The 22,331-nt window shown below is 67.0% G+C and carries 22 protein-coding genes; 10 read left to right on the top strand and 12 right to left on the bottom strand.

Going from position 1 to position 22,331, the window contains the following annotated elements:
* Window positions 1-209: 209 nt before the first annotated feature.
* The 6 genes from NM2_RS12725 to NM2_RS12750 all read right to left on the bottom strand — a co-directional run bounded on the left by NM2_RS12725 (window position 210) and on the right by NM2_RS12750 (window position 5,451).
* A complete protein-coding gene (locus tag NM2_RS12725) occupies window positions 210-1,223 on the bottom strand; it encodes an alpha/beta fold hydrolase (RefSeq protein ID WP_067668020.1) in 1,014 nt (337 codons plus the stop codon).
* Window positions 1,224-1,421: 198 nt separating this feature from the next.
* Window positions 1,422-2,441 carry an alpha/beta fold hydrolase gene (locus tag NM2_RS12730; protein ID WP_067668023.1) on the bottom strand — a complete coding sequence of 340 codons (1,020 nt, stop codon included), beginning with the start codon at window positions 2,439-2,441 and terminating at the stop codon, window positions 1,422-1,424.
* Between the two features lie 72 nt (window positions 2,442-2,513).
* Window positions 2,514-2,795 carry a DUF2516 family protein gene (locus NM2_RS12735; protein ID WP_067668281.1) on the bottom strand — a complete coding sequence of 94 codons (282 nt, stop codon included), beginning with the start codon at window positions 2,793-2,795 and terminating at the stop codon, window positions 2,514-2,516.
* Between the two features lie 93 nt (window positions 2,796-2,888).
* The gene (locus NM2_RS12740; protein ID WP_067668026.1) at window positions 2,889-3,560 is read right to left on the bottom strand and encodes a heparin-binding hemagglutinin; all 672 of its coding nucleotides are present in this window, start codon (window positions 3,558-3,560) and stop codon (window positions 2,889-2,891) included.
* Window positions 3,557-4,093 (bottom strand): helix-turn-helix domain-containing protein, encoded by a 537-nt coding sequence (locus NM2_RS12745; protein ID WP_067668029.1) that lies wholly within the window; start codon window positions 4,091-4,093, stop codon window positions 3,557-3,559. The genes NM2_RS12740 and NM2_RS12745 overlap by 4 nt, the downstream gene beginning before the upstream one ends.
* Before the next feature lie 95 nt (window positions 4,094-4,188).
* Window positions 4,189-5,451 (bottom strand): DUF445 domain-containing protein, encoded by a 1,263-nt coding sequence (locus NM2_RS12750; RefSeq protein ID WP_084530890.1) that lies wholly within the window; start codon window positions 5,449-5,451, stop codon window positions 4,189-4,191.
* 355 nt (window positions 5,452-5,806) lie between these two features.
* Here NM2_RS12750 and NM2_RS12755 point away from each other — a divergent pair, with 355 nt between their 5' ends.
* From NM2_RS12755 to NM2_RS12790, 8 genes are all read left to right on the top strand, one after another.
* Window positions 5,807-6,517 carry a TetR/AcrR family transcriptional regulator gene (locus NM2_RS12755; RefSeq protein WP_067668283.1) on the top strand — a complete coding sequence of 237 codons (711 nt, stop codon included), beginning with the start codon at window positions 5,807-5,809 and terminating at the stop codon, window positions 6,515-6,517.
* Window positions 6,518-6,789: 272 nt separating this feature from the next.
* Window positions 6,790-8,316, top strand: coding sequence for an ABC1 kinase family protein (locus tag NM2_RS12760; RefSeq protein WP_084530861.1), 1,527 nt, complete (start codon window positions 6,790-6,792; stop codon window positions 8,314-8,316).
* 25 nt (window positions 8,317-8,341) lie between these two features.
* Window positions 8,342-9,607, top strand: coding sequence for a saccharopine dehydrogenase family protein (locus NM2_RS12765; RefSeq protein ID WP_067668035.1), 1,266 nt, complete (start codon window positions 8,342-8,344; stop codon window positions 9,605-9,607).
* A gap of 61 nt (window positions 9,608-9,668) precedes the next feature.
* Complete coding sequence (locus NM2_RS12770) at window positions 9,669-10,301, top strand: class I SAM-dependent methyltransferase (protein ID WP_067668037.1); 633 nt, start codon at window positions 9,669-9,671, stop codon at window positions 10,299-10,301.
* Between the two features lie 164 nt (window positions 10,302-10,465).
* Entirely contained in the window at window positions 10,466-11,143 is a 678-nt protein-coding gene (locus NM2_RS12775) for an ESX secretion-associated protein EspG (protein ID WP_067668040.1), read from the top strand.
* Window positions 11,144-11,210: 67 nt separating this feature from the next.
* Window positions 11,211-12,059 (top strand): polyphosphate kinase 2 family protein, encoded by an 849-nt coding sequence (locus tag NM2_RS12780; protein WP_067668043.1) that lies wholly within the window; start codon window positions 11,211-11,213, stop codon window positions 12,057-12,059.
* A gap of 152 nt (window positions 12,060-12,211) precedes the next feature.
* Complete coding sequence (locus NM2_RS12785) at window positions 12,212-13,000, top strand: DsbA family protein (protein ID WP_245717994.1); 789 nt, start codon at window positions 12,212-12,214, stop codon at window positions 12,998-13,000.
* Window positions 12,997-13,563, top strand: a complete 567-nt coding sequence (locus NM2_RS12790; RefSeq protein ID WP_067668049.1) for a vitamin K epoxide reductase family protein — start codon at window positions 12,997-12,999, stop codon at window positions 13,561-13,563. Before NM2_RS12785 ends, NM2_RS12790 begins: the two co-directional genes overlap by 4 nt.
* Window positions 13,564-13,586: 23 nt before the next feature.
* Here NM2_RS12790 and NM2_RS12795 read toward each other — a convergent pair whose 3' ends face one another.
* Entirely contained in the window at window positions 13,587-14,717 is a 1,131-nt protein-coding gene (locus NM2_RS12795; protein ID WP_067668052.1) for a S1C family serine protease, read from the bottom strand.
* A 125-nt stretch (window positions 14,718-14,842) separates the two neighbouring features.
* Window positions 14,843-15,580 (bottom strand): ZIP family metal transporter, encoded by a 738-nt coding sequence (locus NM2_RS12800; protein ID WP_067668055.1) that lies wholly within the window; start codon window positions 15,578-15,580, stop codon window positions 14,843-14,845.
* A 101-nt stretch (window positions 15,581-15,681) separates the two neighbouring features.
* Between NM2_RS12800 and NM2_RS12805 the strand changes: the two genes are divergently transcribed.
* Together NM2_RS12805 and NM2_RS12810 are read left to right on the top strand one after the other, a co-directional pair.
* Window positions 15,682-16,734, top strand: a complete 1,053-nt coding sequence (locus tag NM2_RS12805) for an NAD(P)-dependent alcohol dehydrogenase (protein WP_067668058.1) — start codon at window positions 15,682-15,684, stop codon at window positions 16,732-16,734.
* A 274-nt stretch (window positions 16,735-17,008) separates the two neighbouring features.
* Window positions 17,009-17,629 (top strand): DUF8020 domain-containing protein, encoded by a 621-nt coding sequence (locus tag NM2_RS12810; protein WP_067668062.1) that lies wholly within the window; start codon window positions 17,009-17,011, stop codon window positions 17,627-17,629.
* A gap of 178 nt (window positions 17,630-17,807) precedes the next feature.
* On the opposite strand, the gene NM2_RS12815 is transcribed toward NM2_RS12810, so the two are convergent.
* The 4 genes from NM2_RS12815 to metE form a co-directional block, all read right to left on the bottom strand.
* Window positions 17,808-18,749, bottom strand: a complete 942-nt coding sequence (locus NM2_RS12815; RefSeq protein ID WP_245717995.1) for an esterase/lipase family protein — start codon at window positions 18,747-18,749, stop codon at window positions 17,808-17,810.
* A gap of 100 nt (window positions 18,750-18,849) precedes the next feature.
* The gene (locus tag NM2_RS12820) at window positions 18,850-19,047 is read right to left on the bottom strand and encodes an antitoxin (protein ID WP_067668068.1); all 198 of its coding nucleotides are present in this window, start codon (window positions 19,045-19,047) and stop codon (window positions 18,850-18,852) included.
* A 119-nt stretch (window positions 19,048-19,166) separates the two neighbouring features.
* The gene (locus NM2_RS12825; RefSeq protein ID WP_067668288.1) at window positions 19,167-19,793 is read right to left on the bottom strand and encodes a hypothetical protein; all 627 of its coding nucleotides are present in this window, start codon (window positions 19,791-19,793) and stop codon (window positions 19,167-19,169) included.
* A gap of 113 nt (window positions 19,794-19,906) precedes the next feature.
* Complete coding sequence (metE, locus tag NM2_RS12830; RefSeq protein WP_067668071.1) at window positions 19,907-22,213, bottom strand: 5-methyltetrahydropteroyltriglutamate--homocysteine S-methyltransferase; 2,307 nt, start codon at window positions 22,211-22,213, stop codon at window positions 19,907-19,909.
* Between the last annotated feature and the right edge of the window lie 118 nt (window positions 22,214-22,331).

The following is a 22,331-nucleotide window of genomic DNA, read 5'->3' on the forward strand; positions in this document are numbered from 1 at the left end:
GCACGCTCGAAGCGCATGGGCGAAGCCCGAGTCTCGAGCGTGCAACGACGAGCCTTACAGCGCCGAAAACCCGCCGGAGCGAAGCGGAGGCCAAAAATACGGAGGCCAAAGATACAGGTCAAGACCGGGCGCCCTTGACCGGCCTTGACGGGTGGCGGGACTGGGTCCCGCCGGCTTTTCCTGCGGTACGCCGCTCTGAGCGGCGGCTTCTAACTCGCCACTGCCGCGGTGCGGCGGGCTACCTGGATCATGCGGCGGAGTTCGGCGTTGAACTCGACGGGGGCCTCGAGGTTGACCAGGTGGCCGGTGGGGAGGGTGAGCAGGCGGTCGAGGGCGCCGGTCTCGGCGAGGGCGTCGGCGATCTCGACCGAATGCCGCGTGGGCAGGAGTTTGTCGTATTCACCGGCGATGACGCTGGTGGGGACGGTGATGTGGGACGCCGCGCCGCCCAGGTCGAGGGTGGCCAGGTCGCGGGCCACCGCGCCGCGGATCGTGGGGCGGCAGGATCGGACGATGGACAGGGCGAATTCGGCCAGTTCGGGATCGCAATCGGGGGTCATGATGCGGGACTGGAGGAGTTTGCGGGCGACGGCGAATCCGGGCAGGGGAACCGGTGCGCCGAAGACCGTCTGCGCGACCCAGACCGGAGTCGGCAGGTACTCGCCGATGACCGGGATGATGGTGGCCCGGCCGGGAATCCGGCGCGCGGCGGTCGTCGCCAGCAACACCGCCGAGGCCCGCTGCGCGACCTGCTGCGGATAACGCCGCGCCCAGGCCTGAATCGTCATGCCGCCCATGCTGTGCCCGACGAGCACGGCCCGCTGGCCCGGACGCAGAACCGCGTCCAGCACGGCGGACAGATCGTCGGCCAGCTGCTCCGCACCGAATGTCCTTGTGCCCCAATCGCTCTCACCGTGGCCGCGCTGATCGTAGGCGACGACCCGGCATTCCCCGGCGAAGGCGTTGATCTGCGGATTCCAGTACTCGATGCAGCAGGACCAGCCGTGGATCAGCACGATCACATCGCCCTGTTCGGGACCGTAGGCGTGCACTCGCAGACTGGCGCCGTCCTCGGTGATCACCGGAACGACCTCGGGCGAGGGGTGCGGATCCAACGACGCGGTCCGATACTTCCGCGAACGCAATTGTCCGCGATGGGCCGCGACCAGCGCATCTGTGCCGGAACGCAATCCGGTCACCATTTCGGGCAGCTTCGCCAGCATGAGCACTCCTTTGTGTCCACCCGCACAGTACCGCGCTAACCGGGGTGCTTGCTAGTGCAAGCAGCTGGCTCGCCAGCGCCATCGAGTTCCGGCGTTCTCACTTTCTGCACTGGATATCGCAGTTGGCCCGCCAGCCGTACCGTTATCAGCGGTAACGAATTGCGTACGAACCCATCACCGGAACGATTCGCCGCACGCCTACGCCGTGGCCTCCCGCACCGCGAACGCACCGCTCAACACCCGAGCCAGTTCGGCGTTGAACGCCTCGACCGCCTCGACATTGCCCAGATGCCCGGTCGGCAGGACCTCGAGCCGATCCAGCGAACCGGTTTCCGCGAGCATCTCCGCGATCCGCTCGGCATGCGCGCGAGGGGTCAGATCATCGGCGCTTCCGGCGATGACGGTGGTCGGCACGGTCAGCGACGCCGCCGCACGCCCCAGCGCCAGATCGGCCAGCAACAACCCGAACAGCCCGCGCACCCGGGCGGGGCAGGACCGCACGATGGACAGCGCGAAGTCGGCCACGTCACCGGTCGAGGCCAGGCTCATCACCTGACGCCGGAAGATCCACCGCACCGGCGGGATCGGCGGGAACAGCAGCTGTGAGCCGAGCAGGTACTTTCCGGTCGGGAGCAGCAGCGGCAACGGCAGCGCGCGCAGCGGTGGGATGACGCTCGTCTCGGCGATCAGGTCGCCGGCGGCGGTATTGGTCAGCAGCACCGCGGCCGCGCGGGCGGCCACCCGCTCCGGATAACGCCCGGCCCATGCCTGGATCGTCATCCCGCCCAGGCTGTGCCCGACCAGTACGGCCCGCTGCCCGGGACGCAGGACCGCGTCCAGCACCGCGGCCAGATCGTCGGCGAGCAGATCGGTGGTCAGCGGGCTGTCGCCCGATTCGCTCTCGCCGTGGCCGCGCTGATCGTAGGCGATCACGCGGTATTCCCCGGCGAAGGCGTTGATCTGCGGATTCCAGTACTCGAGGCAGCAGGACCAGCCGTGCACGAACACGATGACATCGCCGTTGGCGGGGCCGTAGGAGTGCGCCCGCAGAGCGGTCCCGTCCGGCGCGGTGACCGGTACGACCGCGCACGCGGCGCTCGGCGGATCGAATGATCGATCGGCATAGGTCCGGGTGCGCAGACCGGCGCGATGGTTACGCATCAGGCCGCGGACGACATCCACCAGACCCGTGATCGAGGTAGGCAACGTTGCCTGCATCGGGACACTCCCTTGTGTGTTACTTACCGATACAGTAACGCCACCAAGGGGGTGCTTGCTAGTGCAAGCGCTCTACCAGCGCGGACCGCGCTGCACCTCGTCCACCTTCGGCCGGACGTCGGCCAGATATACGCCGGTGGCGACCACACCCGCGATGAGCCCGAACATCCCCAGGCTGAACAAGCCCAGCAGCGGCAACCCGATCACGGCCGTGGCGACGGCCAGAATCGTGACCCAGATCGGCTTGGTGAGCTTGTCGACCGCCGTGAACGCGTCACGACGCTGACGGATGGCGTGGACCAAAGCGAACAGGCAGGCACCCAGGGCGGCGATCTGAATCACCAACATGGTCATGCCGATCAGGGAGTACACACCCCAATGATAGGAGAAACGCCCCCGCGCAGCCGGACGGTGCGCGGGGGCGTGCTCTCGAAAACGGCGCGGCGACTACTGCTTCGCGGTGGTCGTGGTCTTCTTCGCGGGCGCCTTCTTGGCCGGGGCCTTCTTGGCGGCGGCCTTCTTGGCCGAGGTCTCCTCGGCGGAAGCCTCGTCGCCGGGGGCGGCGGGCTCGTGGGTCACCTGGACGACCTCGGCGTCGACGACCGGCTCGGCCTCCGACTCCTCGGTGCTGCCCAGCAGGCCACGGGCCTGGTCGGACACCTTCCCGAAGACGTCCTCAGCGCGGGTGACGACGTCGGTGTAGATGCCCTCGACCCGCTCGAAACGCTCCTCGAAGTTCGGGTTGGCGCGCAGCCGGTCCACGGTCTCCTCGCCGCGCGAGGCCAGATCCTGGTACAGCTCCACCAGCTGGTGGTAGTACTGGTCGGCGAGCTTGCGCAGCTCCTCGGGGCTGAGCCGCTCACGCAGATCGGCCAGGTCCTCGGGGAGTTCGGCGGGCAGGCCGGACAGCCGCTGACGCAGCGTGCCGAACTGCTCCTGGGCATCCGCGGGAAGGTTCGCGATACGCTCGCGGGCCTCGTCCACGCGGCCGCTGACATCGACGGTGGCGGCGCGCTCGCGCACCTTGCCCACCAGGTCGTTGACCGCGGTGTAGAGGGCATCCCCGGCGCCGACGGTGGCGTACAGCGGTTTGGTCACGGTCTGTGTTGCTTCGGTCATGGTTCGTTCTCCTGGCGTGGCGGAACGTCGGTGGTAGTGCTCGGAACGGCGTTGTCCCTGGTCCCCCCGGGAACGTCGGCTGCGGATTCCGTTGCGTCCCCTGCGAATTCGTCCCCCGCGTTCTCACGGCGGAACGATTCGTAGATGTCCAGCAGCACCTGTTTCTGCCGCTCGGTGATCACCGAGTCGGCCAGCAGCGCGTCCCGGACCGGGCTGTGCGGCCTCTGTTCGAGGTAGCCCGCCCTTATGTACAAGACCTCCGAGGACACCCGCAGACCTTTGGCGATCTGCGCGAGTACCTCGGCGGACGGATTCCGCAATCCGCGCTCGATCTGACTGAGATACGGATTGCTGACCCCCGCCAGCTGTGCGAGCTGTCGCAGCGAGACCTGCGCGGCCTCTCGCTGCGACCGGATGAAGCTCCCGATGTCGTGCGCCGCGCTGGCTACGCGGGCCACCTTCTCGCCGAGATCCGCGGACGTCTCCGCGGGTTGCTCGACGTTCTGCTCGGGACCCTCGGGATCCTGTGCCATCACTCACCTTCCGGCGGTTGTGCGGTCAATTCTAAGACAGGGTGCTAGCTATTGCAAGCACCCTTGTTAGCACTCGTTGACGAACTCGGCCGGAGCTATCCCGACCAGCCGGGGAACAGTAGATGCGAGACGGCATAGATCACCAATCCGGCGAGCGATCCGACCACTGTTCCGTTGATCCGGATGAACTGCAGATCGCGCCCGGCCTGCAATTCGATCTTGCGACTCGCCTCGTCGGCATCCCACCGGGCCACGGTATCGCTGATCAGCGTCGCGATCTCGGACCCGTAGTTCGAGACCAGATAGCGCACCCCGCGCTCGAGCCAGCCGTCCACCTTTTCGCGCATCTCGGTCTCGGCGACCAGACGCTGCCCGAGTTGCTGGACGTTCTCGGTGATCTTGCGCCGCAACGTGCTGTTCGGATCGTCGGCCGACTCCAGGACCAGCCGCTTGGCCGCCCGCCACGTCGCCTGGGCCATTCCGGTGATCTCCTCGCGGCCCATGATCTCGGCCTTGATGCGTTCGGCCTTCGCGATCATCGCCTCGTCGTGCTGCAGATCGTCGGCGAACTGCTCGAGAAAGCGATTGGCCGCCAGCCGCACCTCGTGATCGGGCTGCGCGCGAATCTTCCAGGTGAATTCGACCAATTCCCGGTAAACCCGTTCGGACAGCATGACATTCACGAATTTCGGCGCCCAGGACGGCGCTTCGGTCGTGACGATCCGATCGAGGGTCTCCTGACTACCCAGCGCCCACTGGTGCGCGCGCTCGGCCAGCAGGTCCAGCAGCGGGGCCTGCCGGTTCTCGGACAGCAACTCCGACAGCACCCGGCCGATCGGCGGGCCCCACTGCGGTTCGGCGATGCGTTTGACGATGGTGTGGTCGATGATCTGCTCGACGTCCTCGTCGCGCAGCGCGTCGATGACCGCGCGCAGAATCGTCGAGGATTCCTCCGAGACCCGCGCGGCGTGTTCCGGATCGGCCATCCAGCGCCCCACCCGCAGCGAGATCTGCGCCGAATCCACCTTCGCCACCACGGTTTCCGGGGACAGGAAATTCGTCCGCACGAAGTTGCCGAGGCTCTCGCCGAGTTGATCCTTCTTCTTGCGGATGATCGCGGTGTGCGGAATGGGCAGTCCCAGCGGATGCCGGAACAGCGCGGTCACCGCGAACCAGTCCGCGAGCGCGCCGACCATGCCCGCCTCCGAGGCCGCGCGCACATAACCCACCCAGTTGCCGCCCGCACCGCGCGAGGCGATCCAGCAGCACACCAGATAGATGACCGTCGCACCGGCGAGGAAGGCCGTGGCGACGAATTTCATCCGGCGCAGATCACGGCGTTTACCGGCGTCGTCCATCAGATCGGCGAACGAGGCGGGCGAGTCCCGGCGGTCCGGGCCGCGTGTGGTATATCCCACTCCCCGAGCCGGTCCGGACCGGCCGTCGGGCCCGCCCGCAACGGGAGCGGCGGGCGTGGCGAGCGACGTGCCGGTAACGCCTGTCCGCACCGGATCGGGGCCCGTGGACACTGCATCGGCCCCGCGTGAGGCACTGCCGGGAGATTGCTCCATATTTCCATTCTGTCCGCTCATCGGAGTCGCTCCGGTTCCACCCACCCTGGTACCCGCTCGGAGTGGCCTCGACGAAGTCGGAACATCGCCGATCGGAAGGACCTAAGCTGGAGTGGCCCCGTTCCCGACACGAGGAGTCACCCTGTCCACCGAAGCCGCCCTCAACTCCAGCCCGGCGCGTACGGTCCGGGTGGATGGTCGCAAGCGGCGCTGGCATCAGCACAAGATCGACCGGCGCGAGGAATTGGTCGACGGCACCCTGGCGGCGATCCGCAAGCGGGGTGGCGATGTCGGCATGGACGAGATCGCGGGCGAGATCGGCGTCTCGAAAACCGTTCTGTACCGGTACTTCTCGGACAAGAACGATCTGACCCGCGCCACCATGGAGCGGTTCATCGAGACCACCCTGATGCCGCGCATCTACGACGCGATCAGCGACGATCTGGACGAGTACCAGCTGGTCCGTAACACCCTGGCCGCGTATGTGCACACCGTCGACGCCGATACCGACGTGTACCGGTTCATCATGGGTTACGGCTCCTCAACCGACAAGTCCACGCTGGCCGACTTCGAGAAGCTCTTCGCCGATATCGTCGCCGCGGTCCTGCGCGACAAGGCATTCGGCCGTCACATCGACACCGAGGGCGTCGAGCTGTACGCGTACGTCCTGGTCGGCGGCGTCCAGCTGGCGACGGACTGGTGGATCGGCAATCGCGGCATGTCGGCGGACACCATGCTCGATCACATGACCATGATGGCGTGGAGCGCGATCGAGGGCATGGTTCGCGCGGGCGGCTCCCCCGAGCGATTCAACTCCACCCCGCACAGCCTGCCCGAACCCGACGACGCTTGACCCAGCCCCCGGCATCGGTGAGTCTGATGTCGGGTGACCGCGCCGACAGAATCGCCGACTGTGCACGGTGAGCTGGAGCGCTCCGAGATCCGGACCGCACGGTGCCGCCCGCCCGGCGGCGAACCCGCCGCGCATACCCACCACGACCGCCGGTGAAGACATGCGCGAATCACCGGGTACCCCACGGCAGGCCGAAGTCGCCTCCTGCCAGCTCTCGACGCACAACCCTTCCAGCACTCGACGACGCGCAGCCCTGAAGGACAGGCCGACACATGGGTAACTCACCCGGTAAACCCGAGGATCCGGCGGAGACCGTATCCCCGGAGAAGGATCCGGATCTCCCTGAGCCCAAAGCACAGAAGTCCCACAAACGCGGCAAGGAGATTCCCACCTCGCGAATCGCCCGGGGAACCAAGCTGGGTGTCGCCGTCGCCGGAAATGTGTTGCGCGCGCAGAAGACTCGTCGTTCGATGCGCGGTCGCTCCGAAGAGGTGCGCGCTCGCATGGCCGAGGAGTCCACGATTCGCGCGACCGAGCAGATGGTCATCGTGCTGGGCACCATGAAGGGTGTCGCGATGAAGCTCGGGCAGATCCTCTCGGTGCTGGACATGGACGTCGTGCCGACCGAGCACCGGGAACGTTTCCAGCATCGGCTCGCGGTCCTGCGCGACAGCGCGCCCAAGGTCTCCTTCGACACGATGCGCGAACTCATCGAGACCGATTTCGGCCGGCCGCTGAGCGAACTGTTCGCCGAATTCGAACCCGAACCGATCGCCGCGGCGTCCATCGGCCAGGTGTACCGGGCGCGGCTGCACGACGGCCGCGAGGTCGCGGTGAAGGTGCAGTATCCGGGCATCGATGCGGCGGTGCGCGCGGATCTGAAGAATCTGGTCATGTTCCGGCGCATCCTGGCCTCGGCGATGCCGTGGGTGACCCCGGCCGTGCTGGACGAGCTGCGCCTGCACCTGGAGAGCGAACTCGACTACGCCACCGAGGCCGCCACCCAGCGCCAGATCGCCGAGCTCTACGCCGACCACCCGTTCATCGCGGTCCCGGCCAGCATGCCGGAGCTGTCCAGCACCCACGTGCTGGTGAGCGAGTTCTTTCCCGGTCGCGGGTTCGACGAGATCCGCGAACTGCCCGCGGCGGAACGCAATCGGATCGGCGAGATCATCTACCGCTTCTACGTGGGCTCGCTGTACAACTTCAACGAGTTCTGCGGCGACCCGCATCCGGGCAACATCCTGCTCGGCGAGGACGGGCGCGTGGCCTTCCTGGACTTCGGCCTCTACAACCGGATGCGCCCCGCCGACGCGCAGTTCGAGCTGACCTGCATCCGCGCCGCCGCCGAGGATCGCGCCGAGGATCTGCGTACGCTGATGATCGATCACGGCATCATCGATTCGCCCGAGGAGGTGACGGCCGAGGAATGCCTGGAGTACTGCCTGTCCGCGATCGAGTGGGCGCTGCTGGACGAGGACCTGACGATCACCCCCGAACTGGCCAGCGGTGCGGCCGTGCTGGCGATCGACCCGCGCGCCACCGAGCACGCCGGAATGAAGCAGCAGAACCTGCCCCCGGAACATCTGTTCTCCCGGCGCGCGGATTTCATGACGTTCGGAGTGCTCGGGCAGTTGCGGGCGACGAACAATTGGCATCGGATCGCGCGGGAGTGGATCTACGGCGACGCCCCGGTCACCGAACTGGGCAAGGCCCATCGGGCCTGGCTCGCCCAGCGACCCGCGCCGACCACCGGTGCGGCAGCGCCGAAGTCCGGAAAACGCCGCAGCAAGGCATGATTCGCATCACCAGATGGGAAGGCCCATGACCCCCGAGAACATCGAGCAGAACCCGGACCGGGAATTCGACCTGGTCCTCTACGGCGCAACGGGTTTCGTCGGCGGGCTGACCGCGCGATACCTGACCGAGGCGGCTCCCGCGGGCGCGCGCATCGCACTGGCCGGCCGTTCGGCGGAGAAATTGGCCGCGGCGCGTGCCGAACTCGGACCGGCCGCCGCGAAATGGCAACTGCTGGTTGCGGATTCGTCCGATCAGGATTCGCTGAACGATCTGGCCGCGCGCACGAGGGTCGTGGTCACCACGGTCGGCCCGTACCTGCGCTACGGCATGGGGTTGGTGCGCGCGTGCGCCGCGGCGGGCACCCACTACGCCGATCTGACCGGTGAGCCGCTGTTCATCCGCGACTGCATCGACCAATTCCACGACACCGCGGTGGACACCGACGCGAAGATCGTGAATTCCTGTGGCTACGACTCGATTCCGTCGGATCTGAGCGTGTACCAGCTGTACCGGCGCAGCGTCGAGGACAACGCCGGCGAGCTCACCGACACCACGTTGGTCGCCTGGTTGAAGGGCGGCGCGAGCGGCGGAACCATCGATTCGGGCCGGGTGATGATGGAGGAGATCGCCGCGCACCCCTCGCGCGGATCCATTCTGTCCCATCCTTATTCGCTGAGTCCGGACAAGGCGATGGATCCGGATGTGGGCCGCCAGACCGATCAGGCGCTACAGCGCGCCTCGACCATCGATCCGAGTCTGCGGGGCTGGGTCGCGACCTTCTTCATGGCCGTCCACAACACCAAGATCGTGCGTCGCACGAACGGCCTGCTGGGCTGGGTGTACGGCAAGAACTTCCGGTATCGCGAGGTGATGAGCGCGGGCAGCTCACCGCTGTCCCCGCTGGTGGCGGCCGGTATCTCGGGTGGCGTGGTCGTGATGATGGCGGCGGGGACGCTGCTGTCGCGCGTCCCGCTGGGCCGTCGGGTGCTGGACCGCATCCTGCCCGCGCCGGGTACCGGGCCGGACGAGAAGTCCCGCAACAGCGGCTGGTTCACCATGAAGACGTTCGCGCACACCACATCCGGCGCGAAGTACGTGTGCACCTTCGCCGGGCAGGGCGATCCCGGCTATCAGGCGACCGCGGTGATGCTCGGCGAATCCGGCCTGTGCCTGGCCTTCGACGAACTGCCCGAACTCGCGGGCGTGCTGACTCCCGGTTCGGCGATGGGCGATGCGCTCACCGAACGGCTGCGTGCCGCGGGCATCGCGATCGACGTCTCCCCCGCCTGATCTCACACGACATCTCGCACGACCCGATTTCGCACCACCGGATTTCGAAAGAGCTACATCGTTGAACCTCGCTCGACGCCTGATGAACCTTCCCGCCTTCGCACTCGTTTACGAAAGAGTCTGGCGCCCGACAAGTTTCTTCCTCGTCTCCGGACGGACCATGCGGGCCGACCGCGCCGACGCCGCCCGCACACTGCACCTGGACCGAGCCCGAACCGTACTCGATATCGCCTGCGGGCCAGGGAATTTCACGCACGGCCTGAGCGCACATCTCGCCGTCGGCGGCCACGCGGTCGGCATCGACCTGTCGGTCGCGATGCTGGCGCAGGCTCGTGCGGACAACTCCGGCCCGGAGGTGAGTTATGTGCGCGGCGACGCGCAGCGGCTTCCGTTCCCCGACGGCAGTTTCGACGCGGTGTGCTGTTTCGGTGCGCTGTACCTGATTCCCGATCCGCTGGCCGCGGCGCGGGAGATGATCCGGGTGCTGGCTCCGGGCGGCCGCATCGCGATCAGTACCAGCCATCGCTACGAGAACTGGTTCGGCCGACTGGTCACGGCGATCTTCGGGACCATCGGGTTGCGGTTCTTCGAGGGCGACGTGTTCCCCAAGCTGTTCACCGAGGCCGGACTGATCGATGTCCGGCAGCGGGTGCATGGTCTGCTGCAGTATCTCGACGCCAGCCGCCCGGCATGAAAAGTGTTCCAGGCCAGCGGGATCGGCCATGTCGCAGATCACACGCACGAGGTCTCGGCGGGAGGATTGCCCTCCGGTAGTGTCGCGATGGACCGCCGGAGCCCCGCGGAGGCAGCCATCATTCTCATCCGATCACGTCCCCGCTCATCCGAAGGCCGCGGCTAGTGCGGTGGGTTCTCACTCCGGACGAATTCGCACACGTCTGGATCACCGAAACCGGCCTGGACTTCCGGCCCTACCCGGTCAACGCGGCCATCCCGGCCACACCCGCATCCGGTCTGCGGCAGCAGTACGCCCGCAACACCGATCCCGATCTGACCGCGGCGCTGCTGCTGTGCGCCCGCATCGACCTCACCACGCTCACCGTCGCCGGTGAACGTTCCAGACCCGGCACCGCACCCGAACGAATTCTGGCCTGCGCCGCGGTCACGCTGACCCATGCCGCGGTCCTGATCGCGCGCGGCGACTCGATCGTGGTGATGCTCTGTCCCGCGGGGACGATCGGCAAGCAGCTCGTCGAGGTGATCGGCTCGGCCCCGGCCGGGCGCACGGCCGTGATGCGCGAGGCGCAGCGCGCGGTGCTGGTCAGCGGACGCCATCCCATACCGGCCGGTCCGGCCCGGTTCCAGCGCGCCCTGCGGGCACCGGTCGACTCGCGCGGCATCGTCACCGTGACAACCGCGCCGCACAATCCGGCCCCGCCGCCGACCCGGCACCGCACCTGGCTCGACGTCGCGGGCGACGGACGTTATCTGCTCACCACCGCCGACCAGCTGACCCTGACCCCGGTCGACGACGACGCGTTCGCCGCGCAGCTGCGGCAGCTGGCCGGTCTGCACTGAGCAAACGTCCACGTTGACACGCCTTCATCTGGGACAACCCGCGCCTGAGGGCGTTCATACTGCACACATGCCCAAATCCCCCTGGTCCGTTCCGGTCACCGAAGCACTGCATGCGAGCGGGGTGCGAGTCGCCGACCTCGACACGAATGCCACCCCGGGATTCCGCGGCGACAAGAAGGCCGGTGAACTGCTGCTCGAACAGCGCCGCACGGTGCTGTCGGGCCTGCAGGAGAAGCTCTACGCCAACGGCCGCTCCGGCGATCCGCGCAGTATTCTGCTGGTCCTGCAAGGCATGGACACCGCCGGTAAGGGCGGCATCGTGCGGCATGTGATCGGCTCGGTGGATCCCCAAGGCGTGGACCACGCCTCCTTCGGCGTGCCGACCGAGCAGGAACGTCGGCACAACTATCTGTGGCGGATCCGCAAGCAGCTGCCGCGCGGCGGGCAGATCGGGGTGTTCGACCGGTCGCACTACGAGGACGTGCTGGTGGTGCGGGTGCACGAACTGGTGCCACAGGACGTGTGGGGCAAACGCTACGACGAGATCAACCGCTTCGAGCGCACCGCCGCGGACGCCGGAACCACCATCATCAAGGTCGCGATGTTCGTCTCCCTCGACGAGCAGCGCAAACGCCTCACCCAGCGGCTGGACCGCCCGGACAAGTACTGGAAATTCGATCCGGCCGATATCGGCGAGCGCGCCCACTGGCCCGACTATCAGAAGGCGTACCAGGACGTACTGGATCGCACCTGCACCGATTACGCGCCCTGGTACGTCGTACCGTCCGACCGCAAGTGGTACTCCCGGCTCGCGGTCACCGAACTGCTCATCGACGCCCTGGAAGCGCTGGATCTGGACTGGCCGCCGGCGCATTTCGACATCGAGGAACAGCGCCGCCGCCTGGCCGCGTCCTGAAGGCCCGTCACCGAGAGTTCACCCACCTCGGCACGGAAATCTCGAGGTGCTCTCAGGTTCACCGGCAATCATGTGGTCCGGACACCCCATGAGGGCCGACGGCCCGTACCATCGGGGCGGCATGGCTGTCGGACCAACTCAGGAAAGGCGTGGTGAACTCCGAGGTGAGCAAGAATCCGCGTGGTAAGAACTCACTCGCCGCGGTGAAGGGTGGCGATCGCACCCGCACGATCCTGATCCAGGTGGCCGTCGCGGTCGTCCTGCTCGCGCTCATCGCCGCCATCGGGATCAGCATCGCGATCAAGCATTCGAACAATGCGAAGAAGGACGCCGCCAACCGTCCGGCGGTGACCGCGCCCGCCTCACCCGACGGCATCACCGGATCGATCACCGACAAGGGCGCGATCCGGATCGGCAAGCCCGGGGCCAAGGCCACCGTGCGCGTCATCGCCGACATGCAGTGCCCGGTGTGCAAGCAGTTCGAGGCCGCCAACGGCCAGACCCTCACCGACGCGGTGAACAACGGCAGTATCGCCGTCGAATACAACGTCATCTCGTTCCTGGATCAGAATTCGGGCGGCTCCCGGTACTCCTCGCGCGGCGCGAACGCCGCCTACTGCGTCGCCGACGCCGATCCGTCCAAGTTCCAGGCCTGGCTCAGCGCGATGTACCAGCAGCAGCCCGAGGAGGGCGCGGGCGGCCTGCCGGACAGCAAGATCATCCAGATCGCCACGGCGAGCGGAGTCACCGATCCCTCGGTGGCCAAGTGCATCACCGACGACAAGTTCGACTCCTACGTGCAGAAGACCACGCAGGACGTGTTCAGCACCGGCATCAACGGCACGCCGACCGTTTACGTGAACGACAAGAAGGTGGACAACCAGCAGGCGCTGTTCACCCCCGGCGGGCTCGAGAGTTCGATCGAGGCCGCGCTCAAGTGATCTCCGTTCCCCCTCGTACCGCCTGGCTGCTGCTGGTCGGCACCGTCGCGGGCTGGATCTCCTCGCTCGTGCTGACGATCGACGATTTCAAGCTGCTGATGAACCCGGCCTACGTGCCGTCCTGCAACATCAACCCGATCATCGCGTGCGGTTCGGTGATGGCGTCGAAGGAAGCGCACGTATTCGGATTCCCGAATCCGATCATCGGCGTCGTCGGCTTCTCGGTCGCGGTGACCATGGCCGTACTCGCGATCGCGCGCGTGGCGCTGCCGCGGTGGTTCTGGGGCGGGCTGTGGCTCGGTCTCGTGCTGGGCATCGTGTTCATCTGCTGGCTGATCTTCCACACGCTGTACCGGATCGGCGCACTGTGCCCGTACTGCATGGTGGTGTGGGCGTTCACGCCGATACTGCTGGCCGCGGTCACCGGTCAGATCTGGGGTAACGCGCGGGGCGTGCTGCGGATCGTGGTGGAGTGGCGCTGGACCTTCGTGATCGTGTTCTACGCGATCGTGCTGGTGATGATCTTCCTGCGCTTCCAGAGCTACTGGACGTCGCTGGTGTGAGCCGCCGCCGGCCTCGGCCGCCCTCAGTTGGGCGGGCCCGAGGCCAGCACGACGGCGACCTCGCGCCGGGAACCGTCCGGCTCGATCAGGTCCAGACGGACCGTATCGGCCGGTTTGCGCACGTTGAGCACGTATTTCAGGGTTTTCGCCGAGGACACGGGATGTCCGTCGATGGCGGTGATCACCTCGCCCGCGGTGAGTCCGGCGGCGTAGGCGGGCAGGCCGTAGATGCTCACGTCGACGCGGGCCCCGCCGGTGGCCGCATCCGAGGTCAGCACGCCCAATGTCGCGGTGGGGCCGATGTGCACGGTATCCGTCGGCGTGCCGGAACGGATCTGCCGCACGATCTGCATCGCCCGATCGATCGGCACGGCGTAACCGGTGGCCCGCCCGTCCGTCTTGGTCAGCTCCCCCGACGCGGCGGTCACCACCCCGACGACGGCGCCGCTGCGATCCACCACCGCGCCGCCGGACTGCCCGGAGGCCACCGGCGCGTCCAGTTCGAGCATTCCGGTCAGGGCCTTGCGGCTCAGGTCGGCGGCGTCGCGCGCGACGATCGAGGTGTTCAGGGACGTCACGGTGCCAGGTTCCGCGGTCGGATGTCCGGTGCCACCGGCATTGCCGATCGCCATGATCTGGTCGCCGGGCCGCAGTGTCGACGAGTTGCCCAGCCGGACGCTCGGCAGTCCTCCGGCGCCGTTGAGCGACAGCAGCGCGATATCGTCCGTGCTGTCGTAGCCCAGGACCGTGGCCGGGAATTGCGCGCCGGTGCCGACATCGCCCACGGTGATGACGTTGGCGCCCTTGACCACGTGATGACTGGTCAGCACCTGCCCGTCCGCGGAGAGCACGATGCCCGAACCCGCCGCACCCATGCCGGTCGGCTCGATGGAGACGTTGATGTTCACCAGTTCCGGCTCCACCTTCCGGGCGATCGCGACCGGATCCATCGGCGGCAGCGGCAGCGGGACAACGGAGGTTTCGGTGTGCTCGGATCCGGTCACCCAGTGTGGCAGGGCGCCCTGTAGCCCCAGCGCGACGACCACCGCGAGCAGCACGACCAGCACGCCCGCGGCGGTCCGTCCGGTGCTGCCGACCTGCCCGGAGGCATCGACGTTCCCCACGTCATCGTTATGCGGCCGCTCGTCGGACATCGGCACTCCCGCCTCGTGCGCGCCCCGGGGGCGTCGGCGTTTGTGTCTTCATGTGTACCACTGAGTCGCCGGCCGCCGCTTCCCTTCCGCAGGAGGTATTACCAATCGGAAACCCGTGCGGCCGATCAGGACTGGTTGTTGAGCACCGCGATGCCGAACATGAATGCCGTGCCCGCGACGGTGCACAGCAGGGTGAGGCGGGACGGGTGTCCGGCGTGCGCCTCGGGCAGGATGTCCGCGGTCGCCAGGTAGAGCAGGAATCCGCCGAAATATCCGAGATACAGGCCGATGGCCTCGTCCGGGACGTGGATGAGCGAACCGATCGTCGCGCCGATCACCGGGGCGAGCGCGTCCAGCGCGAGCAGCAGCAGGGCGCGGCGGTGGGCGTTGCCGTAGAGCGTGGTGATGGTGAAGGTGTTGAACCCGTCGGCGAAATCGTGACAGATCACCGCGATGGCGACGGCCGTGCCCACGCCCACGCCAGCCTGGAAACTCAGGCCGATGCCGAGACCGTCCAGGGTGCTGTGGAAGATCAGCCCGCCCGCCGCGAGCAGGCCCACCGACTCGAAACCGTGTGTGTGCGCACCGAATTCGTTTTCGTGTCCGGTGTGAATCGCGACCGCGCGCTCGATGATGTGGATGGTCAGGAAACCCACCACCGCGGCCACCAGTGCGATCGGCACCCCGGCGACGGACTGCGGGGTCTGCTCGAGCGCCTCGGGCAGCAGATCGAACGGCACCACGCCCAGCATGACCCCCGCCGCCAGCCCGAGGACGGCGTGTTTGCGATCCCCGATCCGCACCGCGACCAGACCACCGATCAGCGTCGAACACATCGACACCAATGCCAACAGGATCGCCATCGGTCCAGCATGTGACATGCGCGGGCGCACCGGACGCACATGCTACCGGCGAGTTCGCCGACATTTTGCAAAGCTAAGGATGCAGGAGTAGGCATGCATTCATGACCACTGCTGCGGCATACTCCCTATCCACCCCCGACGGCCGGTTCGAGAAGACCTCGATCGAACGGCGTGAACTCGGCCCGCACGATGTGCTCATCGACATCAAGTACGCGGGCATCTGCCACTCGGACATCCACACCGCCCGCAACGAATGGCATCACACCCGCTACCCCTGCATTCCCGGGCACGAGATCGCCGGTCTCGTCGCCGCGGTCGGCTCGGCGGTGACCCGGCACAAGGTCGGCGACCGCGTCGGCGTCGGCTGCATGGTCGACTCCTGCGGTAAGTGCGCGTCGTGCCTGGCCGGCGAGGAGCAGTTCTGCACCGGCGGCGGCACCATGACCTACAACAGCCCCGTCTCCGAGGAGTTCCAGCCCGGCGGCACCACCTTCGGCGGTTACTCGACCCAGGTCGTGGTGACCGAGAATTTCGTGCTGTCCATTCCGGAGGGCATCAGCCTGGACGTGGCCGCCCCGCTGCTGTGCTCGGGCATCACGCTCTACTCGCCGCTGCGACACTGGAACGCCGGACCTGGCAAACAGGTAGCCATCATCGGCATGGGCGGTCTCGGACACGTCGGGGTGAAGATCGCCGCGGCGCTCGGGGCCGAGGTGACGGTGCTCAGTCAATCGCTGAGCAAACAGGACGACGGCCTCCGTTTCGGCGCGCAGCACTACTACGCGACCTCGGACGAGAAAACCTTCTCGGAGCTGCGCGGACGTTTCGATCTGATCATCAACACCGTCTCCGCGAATCTGCCGATCGACGACTACATGCGGCTGCTGAATCTGGATGGCACGCTGGTGATCCTGGGCCTGCCCGACAATCCGCTGTCGGTGCAGCCGTTCACGCTCGCGAATTTCCGGCGTTCGCTGGCCGGCTCGATGATCGGCGGTATCGCCCAGACCCAGGAGATGCTGAATTTCTGCGCCGAACACGGGATCGGCTCGGATATCGAGGTCATCTCCGCGGACGGGATCGATGCGGCCTATCAGCGCGTGATGAGCAGCGATGTTCGCTATCGATTCGTGATCGACGCCGCCACCATGTGACATCTGGACCGGTCGAATTTCGCATTATGCCATTCGACCGGCCCTCACCCCTTTCCGCAACATAATGGCTATCACTCGCGCACGCGCGGGCTGATCGATCGCCGCACAATCCGCCGATATTCATGTGACGCTCATCACTAGGTTTGCGTCCGCTTGATTCCTCCACTACTAATTAATGCGTTCGATTCGCAAACAGCAGCTGGCTTGCGATTCGCCGGGGGAGCCGAGACTGGGGAGTCCGTGGGGGATCGCGCGTCAGGGAGGGAAAATCATCATGAAATTCGGGAAGATCACCGGCATCGTTCTCATGGCGATCAGCGCCGTCGGCATTACCGCCGGTACCGCATATGCCGCACCGGCCCCCGCGCAGCCCGCCGCCGTGCACAATGACGCGACTTCCGGTGTGGACAACGGAATTCACTATCGGACTTCGGTTTCCCCGATCGACAAGGCCATCACCGCAACGGTCGACGCCGGTCGTTTCGTGGCCGCCGCGGACGGTTCCTCGGTGGCCCTGAAATCCGACGCGGGCGCGACGCTGGATCAGGTCGCGCTGCACGGAAACCTCGGCGGTCACGTCTTCAGCGCCGCCCAGCGGATCAGCGCCAACGGCCACACGCTGACCCTGACCCCGCAGGTCGCTCCGCGGGAGATCGGGCAGGTCAAGGACATCAACTCGTTCAACAACCTGTGGTTCCAGGTCCAGAAGAACCTGCCCGGCGTCGCCATCGGCGGCATTCTCGGCGGTTTCCTCGGCAGCCTCCTGGGCTTCGGCATCCTGAGCATCATCACCGGCCCGGTCGGCGGTCTCGTCGGCGCCATCGCGGGCGGTTACGCCATGGGCGGCAAACAGTTCCTGGATGCGGTGCAGGCCGTCGCCACCGGTAAGCCGTGATTCACTGATCCGACGTCGAAGACGGGCCCGCGTGCTGATACGCGGGCCCGTTTCACGGAAAAGCCGGAAAGTACGAAATTCCGGAAATCCTCGCTACCGAGAAATCCATCGCGGAAATTACCCGGCCCGTCCGGTCCGGACAGAAATTCACACCCGCCGCGGAAAATCCACAGAGCCGTCAACGACCGCAGACCCGACCGGAATAAGAAGGATCCAACGCCCGCAGGATGAGCCGAATCGCTATGGGCGACCGCGGAAATCCGACGTGCGTGACATCCGCCCCGGCGCAGACCGTCTGCACCCAGACATTGTCGACGACCGCCCGAGGCCCGGCACGCAGAAAGGTCGATTCCGGCGGCGTCGTCGTATCGTCCATTCGAGTCGCGATCACCGTGTAATCGACGCCGGGCACGGTGTCGCCGCCCGCGTTCAGGCGGTTCAGGAACCGGCTACCGGTGATCTGCTGAACTGCGGAAACCCCGAGCACGCTCGACACCGCACCCCCCAGCGGCCCCGACCCACTAGCGGTGTCCAGCGGATATCCCAGCAGGACGGAGGTCGATCCGTGGTTGGTAGCGCCCAGGGTCACCAGCTTGCGAACCACGTTCCGCTTCGGATCGGCCAGATCGGCGCCACCGGCGAACCGCATGTACTGCCGCGCCACCACCCCGCCCTGCGAATGCGCCACCATATCCACGTGCGCGGAAGACGTTGCGGCACGGACCTTTCCGACGAAATTCGCCAGCTGCACGGCCGACTTTCCGATATCCCCGGTGCCGTAGATGCCCGGCATCCTGCCGAGCAGGCTCGCGGTGTCGTGGCCGTAGTTGAGCGCGTACACGCAGTACCCCTGGGCCTTCAGCGCCGGAGCGAGCTTGTTCCAGGTGTCCTGGTTGCCCCAGGTGCCGTGCACGAGCACGACCGGATCCGGGTGCGCCGCCGAGGGCTTGCACCGCCAATCGTTCGCACCGGGCGGCGGCGCACTGCCGTCGAGCACAGGCGCCGCGCTCGCGGCAGGTCCACCGAATCCGACCATCGCGCACAGGGCCAGAACGGCGAGCAGGACAGCGGACGACCGCATCCGCCACATCCCCCACGGCGAAGTGAATTCACAGGACATCCGTCAGATCATAGGGGCGCACGCGGAGAGCGCCTGGGAGGCCACCTGTGAAACGACTGTGGGGCGATGCCTCACATCGCCCCACAGCCCAGGTAGAACGTTATTCCCCAGCTTTTTCGCGCAGTGCCTTCTTCGCCGCTTCCTGAGCCGCGTCGACCTGACCGGAGAATTTTCCGCCGGTCTTCTGATCGATGGCGTCACCGGCCTTCTCGATCAGCGGATCGAGCTTGTCGGCGTGCTGTCCGGCCGCATCCACGGCCTTCTCGGCCACATCCTTGAACTTGTCGAACATTCCCATGCGATCTCCTGGTCAGAAAACGGTGGTTCCCACACAGCTAACCCGACCAGGCGAGGGAACGGAACTCGGGCGCGTCGCGCATGGGACGCTCGCACCGCTACTCGCGGGCCTCCCGGCCGCTACCCTCGGGCCTCCCGCGCACCCTCAGCAAAGAAGTCCCGCACCCCCTCCGCGTCGCCCAGCTCGGTCAACGTGCGCGCCGCGCCGAAGGGCACGTTCCAGAACGGGCCCTCGCGACGCGTCCAGGGGCCGACGTAGGCGTACGGCTCGCCGATAGCGCCGTCACCCGGCGACACGCCGTAGTTGACCTCCGCATCGGTGAGAGCGAGATCGAAATGTTCGGGCCACAGCACCGGCGTGTTCGCGGGCGCGAATGCCCGCAGAGCGCGATCGCCGGTCTCGAACGCCCCGGCGATGACCCGGGCGCAGCCCGGATCGACCTCGATCGTGTCCTGCGGTGACACCCCGGAACCATCGGCGTAGACGCCCTGCGGGGCCTGCGCGGACACGCCCGCGGCCGCGGCGAGAGCCGCATAGGTGACGCCGGCGAGTGCGCCGATCTCCGCGCCGTCGGCACGCAGGACGTTCCCGTCCACGGCCAGCCGCGGTGTCGCGGTCGTGGCGAATCCGCCGGGCGCGGCGGCCAGCCGGATCGTTCCGCTGGCCCGGTGCTGCGGACCGGCCAGCAGCAGCTCGGCGACGCCGTGCAGGCTGCGCAGGGTGCGGAGGTACTCGTTCGAATCCATGTCGGTCCTGTTCGTCGGCCGGTACGACATCGGGGGACGTGCACCCCCTACCCGACCGATACAACCACGGCGCGTCCGTCGCCGGGGCCTGCCGGTGACGAACGCGCCGACGCTCACCGCTCGGATTCGGCTCGGCGGCGGACTCGGCGGGCGGCTGCGACCATGTTGCGCAGTGCGGGTTCCAGTTGCCAGCCGTGCCGGGTTTTGAGACCGCCGTCGGGGTTGGCCCAGAGACGTTCGGGGGTCAGCGCACGGGCGGCGGCGGTGAGGAGTTCGTCGAGCTCGTCGATGTCGGGGATGCGCGCCGAACGGCTTTCGTACACACCCGGTCCCACGCCGTGGGACAGGCCGTGGCCCTCCTCGGTGTCCTCGGCCAGGGCCTTGAGCACCCATTCGATCGAGCGGGTCGCGACGATGGCCGTGACGTCCGCATCCAGTTCCTCGATCGCCCGGACGATCTCCGCGCGGCCGGAATAGGCGATGTGCGTGTGGATCTGGGTCTGCGCCCGCACGCCCGAGGTCGCCAACCGGAAGGCGTTCACCGCCCAGCGCAGGTACTCCCGGCTCTGCGTGCCCGTACGCAACGGCAGCAACTCACGGATGGACGGCTCGTCCACCTGAATGATCGACACCCCGGCCTTCTCCAGATCGGCCAGTTCGTCCCGAATGGCAAGGGCCACTTGGTCGGCGGTCTCGTAGAGCGGCTGATCCTGTCGCACGAACGAGCGCGCCACCATCGTAACCGGGCCTGTCACAATGCCTTTCACCGGTTTGTCGGTGAGCGACTGGGCGTAGGTGGTCCACTCCACCGACATCGGCTTCGGGCGTGAGACGTCGCCGTACAGCACCGGCGGCCGCACACACCGCGACCCGTAGACCTGCACCCAGCCGAAATGCGTTGTGGCGAAACCATCGAGCAGTTCGGCGAAGTACTGGATCATGTCGTTGCGCTCGTGCTCACCGTGCACCAGCACGTCCAGGCCGATGTCCTCCTGCAACCGGATGGTCGACTCGATCTCGGCCTCGACCCGCTTGCGGTAGTCGTCGTAGGACAGTTTGCCCTCGCCGAGGTCGTAGCGCGCCTGCCGCATCGCATCGGTCTGCGGGAAGGACCCCAGCGTCGTGGCGGGCACCAGCGGCAGATTCAGCTTCTCGCGCTGGGCATCTCGGCGCACCTCGTACGGTTCGCGTTCACGCATCTGCGGCGTGATCGCGTAGACCCGTTGCCGCACAGCGTGTTTCTGTTTGAAATGCACCTCGCGCGGACGCCCGTGCCATTTGTCCGAAGGCCCTTCGGTCAACGCCTTCGCCAGCGAAACGACCTCGAGCACTTTCTGTTTCGCGAAGGCGAGCCGATCCGCGACCGGACCGTCGATATCGTACTCGACCAGCAGGTCGTAGGGCACGTGCAGCAGCGTCGTCCCGGTGGACACCACCAGATCCGGGCACACCCGCGACAGCGCGCTGAGGTAATCCAGCGTGACGCGCCGATCCGCGCGCCACACATTGGTCCCGCTGATCACGCCCGCGTACAGCCGCTTGCGCTTGATCCCCGGAATCTTCGCCAGTTCCTCGGGCCGCACCCGATGACCGGCCAGATCCAGGCCGATCGCCTCCACCTGGGTCTGCGCCAGGATCGCGGTCGCCTCGCCGAAATCGCCGTACTGCCCGGTGACCAGGATGCGCGGACGCAGCGGCGCGGTGGACAGCCGCTGATAGGCCGTCAGGAACGCGGCCAGTTCGGCCGGGCTGCGATCGGCGGCGAAGCACGGCTCGTCCAGCTGCACGCAGGTCGATCCGCGCTTGGCGAGGATCTCGAACAGCTCCTCGTACACCGGCAGCAGATCGTCCAGCAGACTCAGCCGATCGAATTCGGTCTCCCCCGGCACCTGCCCGGCCTTGGACAGCAGCAGCAGCGACAGCGGACCGAGCACCACCGGGCGCAGTTCGATACCGCGGGCCATCGCCCGGTCGAACTCGTCGAGCAGGGCCTCGGGATGCAGGGAGAACTCGGTGTCGGCATCGAGTTCGGGCTGCCGGTAGTGGTAGTTGGTGCCGAAGAAACGCACCAGCTCGAGCGGCCGCAGATCCGGCCGCCCGCGAGCCATCAGGAAGTAGAAGTCCAAGGGGTGCAAGCCTTCTCGATACGGCTCGAACCGCTTGGGCACCGCGCCGAACAGCAGCGCGTTGTCCAGGACGTGGTCGTAGAAGGAGAACGTGTTACCCGGAACCTGCGTCAGCCCCGCCGCGGCCAGCTCATCGAACTGCGACTCCTGGATCTCACGACCTACGGCCAGCAGATTCTCCCGCGAGAGACTGCCGTGCCAATAGGACTCCAAAGCGCGCTTGAGTTCGCGATGCGGCCCGATCCTCGGATACCCGAGAATGCTCGACCCGAAGCCGTCGGTGACATTGACCATGAGCTTGGACTCCTCCTGTATTCGATGGCCTCCGCTTCGCTCCGGCGTGTTCGCGGCCCCGAAGGCTCACCGTTCAGCACTCGAGACTCGGGCTTCGCCCATGCGCTTCGAGTGCTGA

Source organism: Nocardia miyunensis NBRC 108239, assembly GCF_001613065.1.
Taxonomy (GTDB): domain Bacteria; phylum Actinomycetota; class Actinomycetes; order Mycobacteriales; family Mycobacteriaceae; genus Nocardia; species Nocardia miyunensis.

What these genes read in the sequence shown, in the direction of transcription:
- NM2_RS12725 (WP_067668020.1), bottom strand. Translation starts at nt 1,223, where the DNA reads ATGCTGGCGAAGCTGCCCGAAATGGTGACCGGATTGCGTTCCGGCACA.
- NM2_RS12730 (WP_067668023.1), bottom strand. Translation starts at nt 2,441, where the DNA reads ATGCAGGCAACGTTGCCTACCTCGATCACGGGTCTGGTGGATGTCGTC.
- NM2_RS12735 (WP_067668281.1), bottom strand. Translation starts at nt 2,795, where the DNA reads ATGACCATGTTGGTGATTCAGATCGCCGCCCTGGGTGCCTGCCTGTTC.
- NM2_RS12740 (WP_067668026.1), bottom strand. Translation starts at nt 3,560, where the DNA reads ATGACCGAAGCAACACAGACCGTGACCAAACCGCTGTACGCCACCGTC.
- NM2_RS12745 (WP_067668029.1), bottom strand. Translation starts at nt 4,093, where the DNA reads ATGGCACAGGATCCCGAGGGTCCCGAGCAGAACGTCGAGCAACCCGCG.
- NM2_RS12750 (WP_084530890.1), bottom strand. Translation starts at nt 5,451, where the DNA reads ATGGACGACGCCGGTAAACGCCGTGATCTGCGCCGGATGAAATTCGTC.
- NM2_RS12760 (WP_084530861.1), top strand. Translation starts at nt 6,790, where the DNA reads ATGGGTAACTCACCCGGTAAACCCGAGGATCCGGCGGAGACCGTATCC.
- NM2_RS12765 (WP_067668035.1), top strand. Translation starts at nt 8,342, where the DNA reads ATGACCCCCGAGAACATCGAGCAGAACCCGGACCGGGAATTCGACCTG.
- NM2_RS12780 (WP_067668043.1), top strand. Translation starts at nt 11,211, where the DNA reads ATGCCCAAATCCCCCTGGTCCGTTCCGGTCACCGAAGCACTGCATGCG.
- NM2_RS12795 (WP_067668052.1), bottom strand. Translation starts at nt 14,717, where the DNA reads ATGTCCGACGAGCGGCCGCATAACGATGACGTGGGGAACGTCGATGCC.
- NM2_RS12800 (WP_067668055.1), bottom strand. Translation starts at nt 15,580, where the DNA reads ATGGCGATCCTGTTGGCATTGGTGTCGATGTGTTCGACGCTGATCGGT.
- NM2_RS12805 (WP_067668058.1), top strand. Translation starts at nt 15,682, where the DNA reads ATGACCACTGCTGCGGCATACTCCCTATCCACCCCCGACGGCCGGTTC.
- NM2_RS12810 (WP_067668062.1), top strand. Translation starts at nt 17,009, where the DNA reads ATGAAATTCGGGAAGATCACCGGCATCGTTCTCATGGCGATCAGCGCC.
- NM2_RS12815 (WP_245717995.1), bottom strand. Translation starts at nt 18,749, where the DNA reads ATGTCCTGTGAATTCACTTCGCCGTGGGGGATGTGGCGGATGCGGTCG.
- NM2_RS12820 (WP_067668068.1), bottom strand. Translation starts at nt 19,047, where the DNA reads ATGGGAATGTTCGACAAGTTCAAGGATGTGGCCGAGAAGGCCGTGGAT.
- NM2_RS12825 (WP_067668288.1), bottom strand. Translation starts at nt 19,793, where the DNA reads ATGGATTCGAACGAGTACCTCCGCACCCTGCGCAGCCTGCACGGCGTC.
- metE (WP_067668071.1), bottom strand. Translation starts at nt 22,213, where the DNA reads ATGGTCAATGTCACCGACGGCTTCGGGTCGAGCATTCTCGGGTATCCG.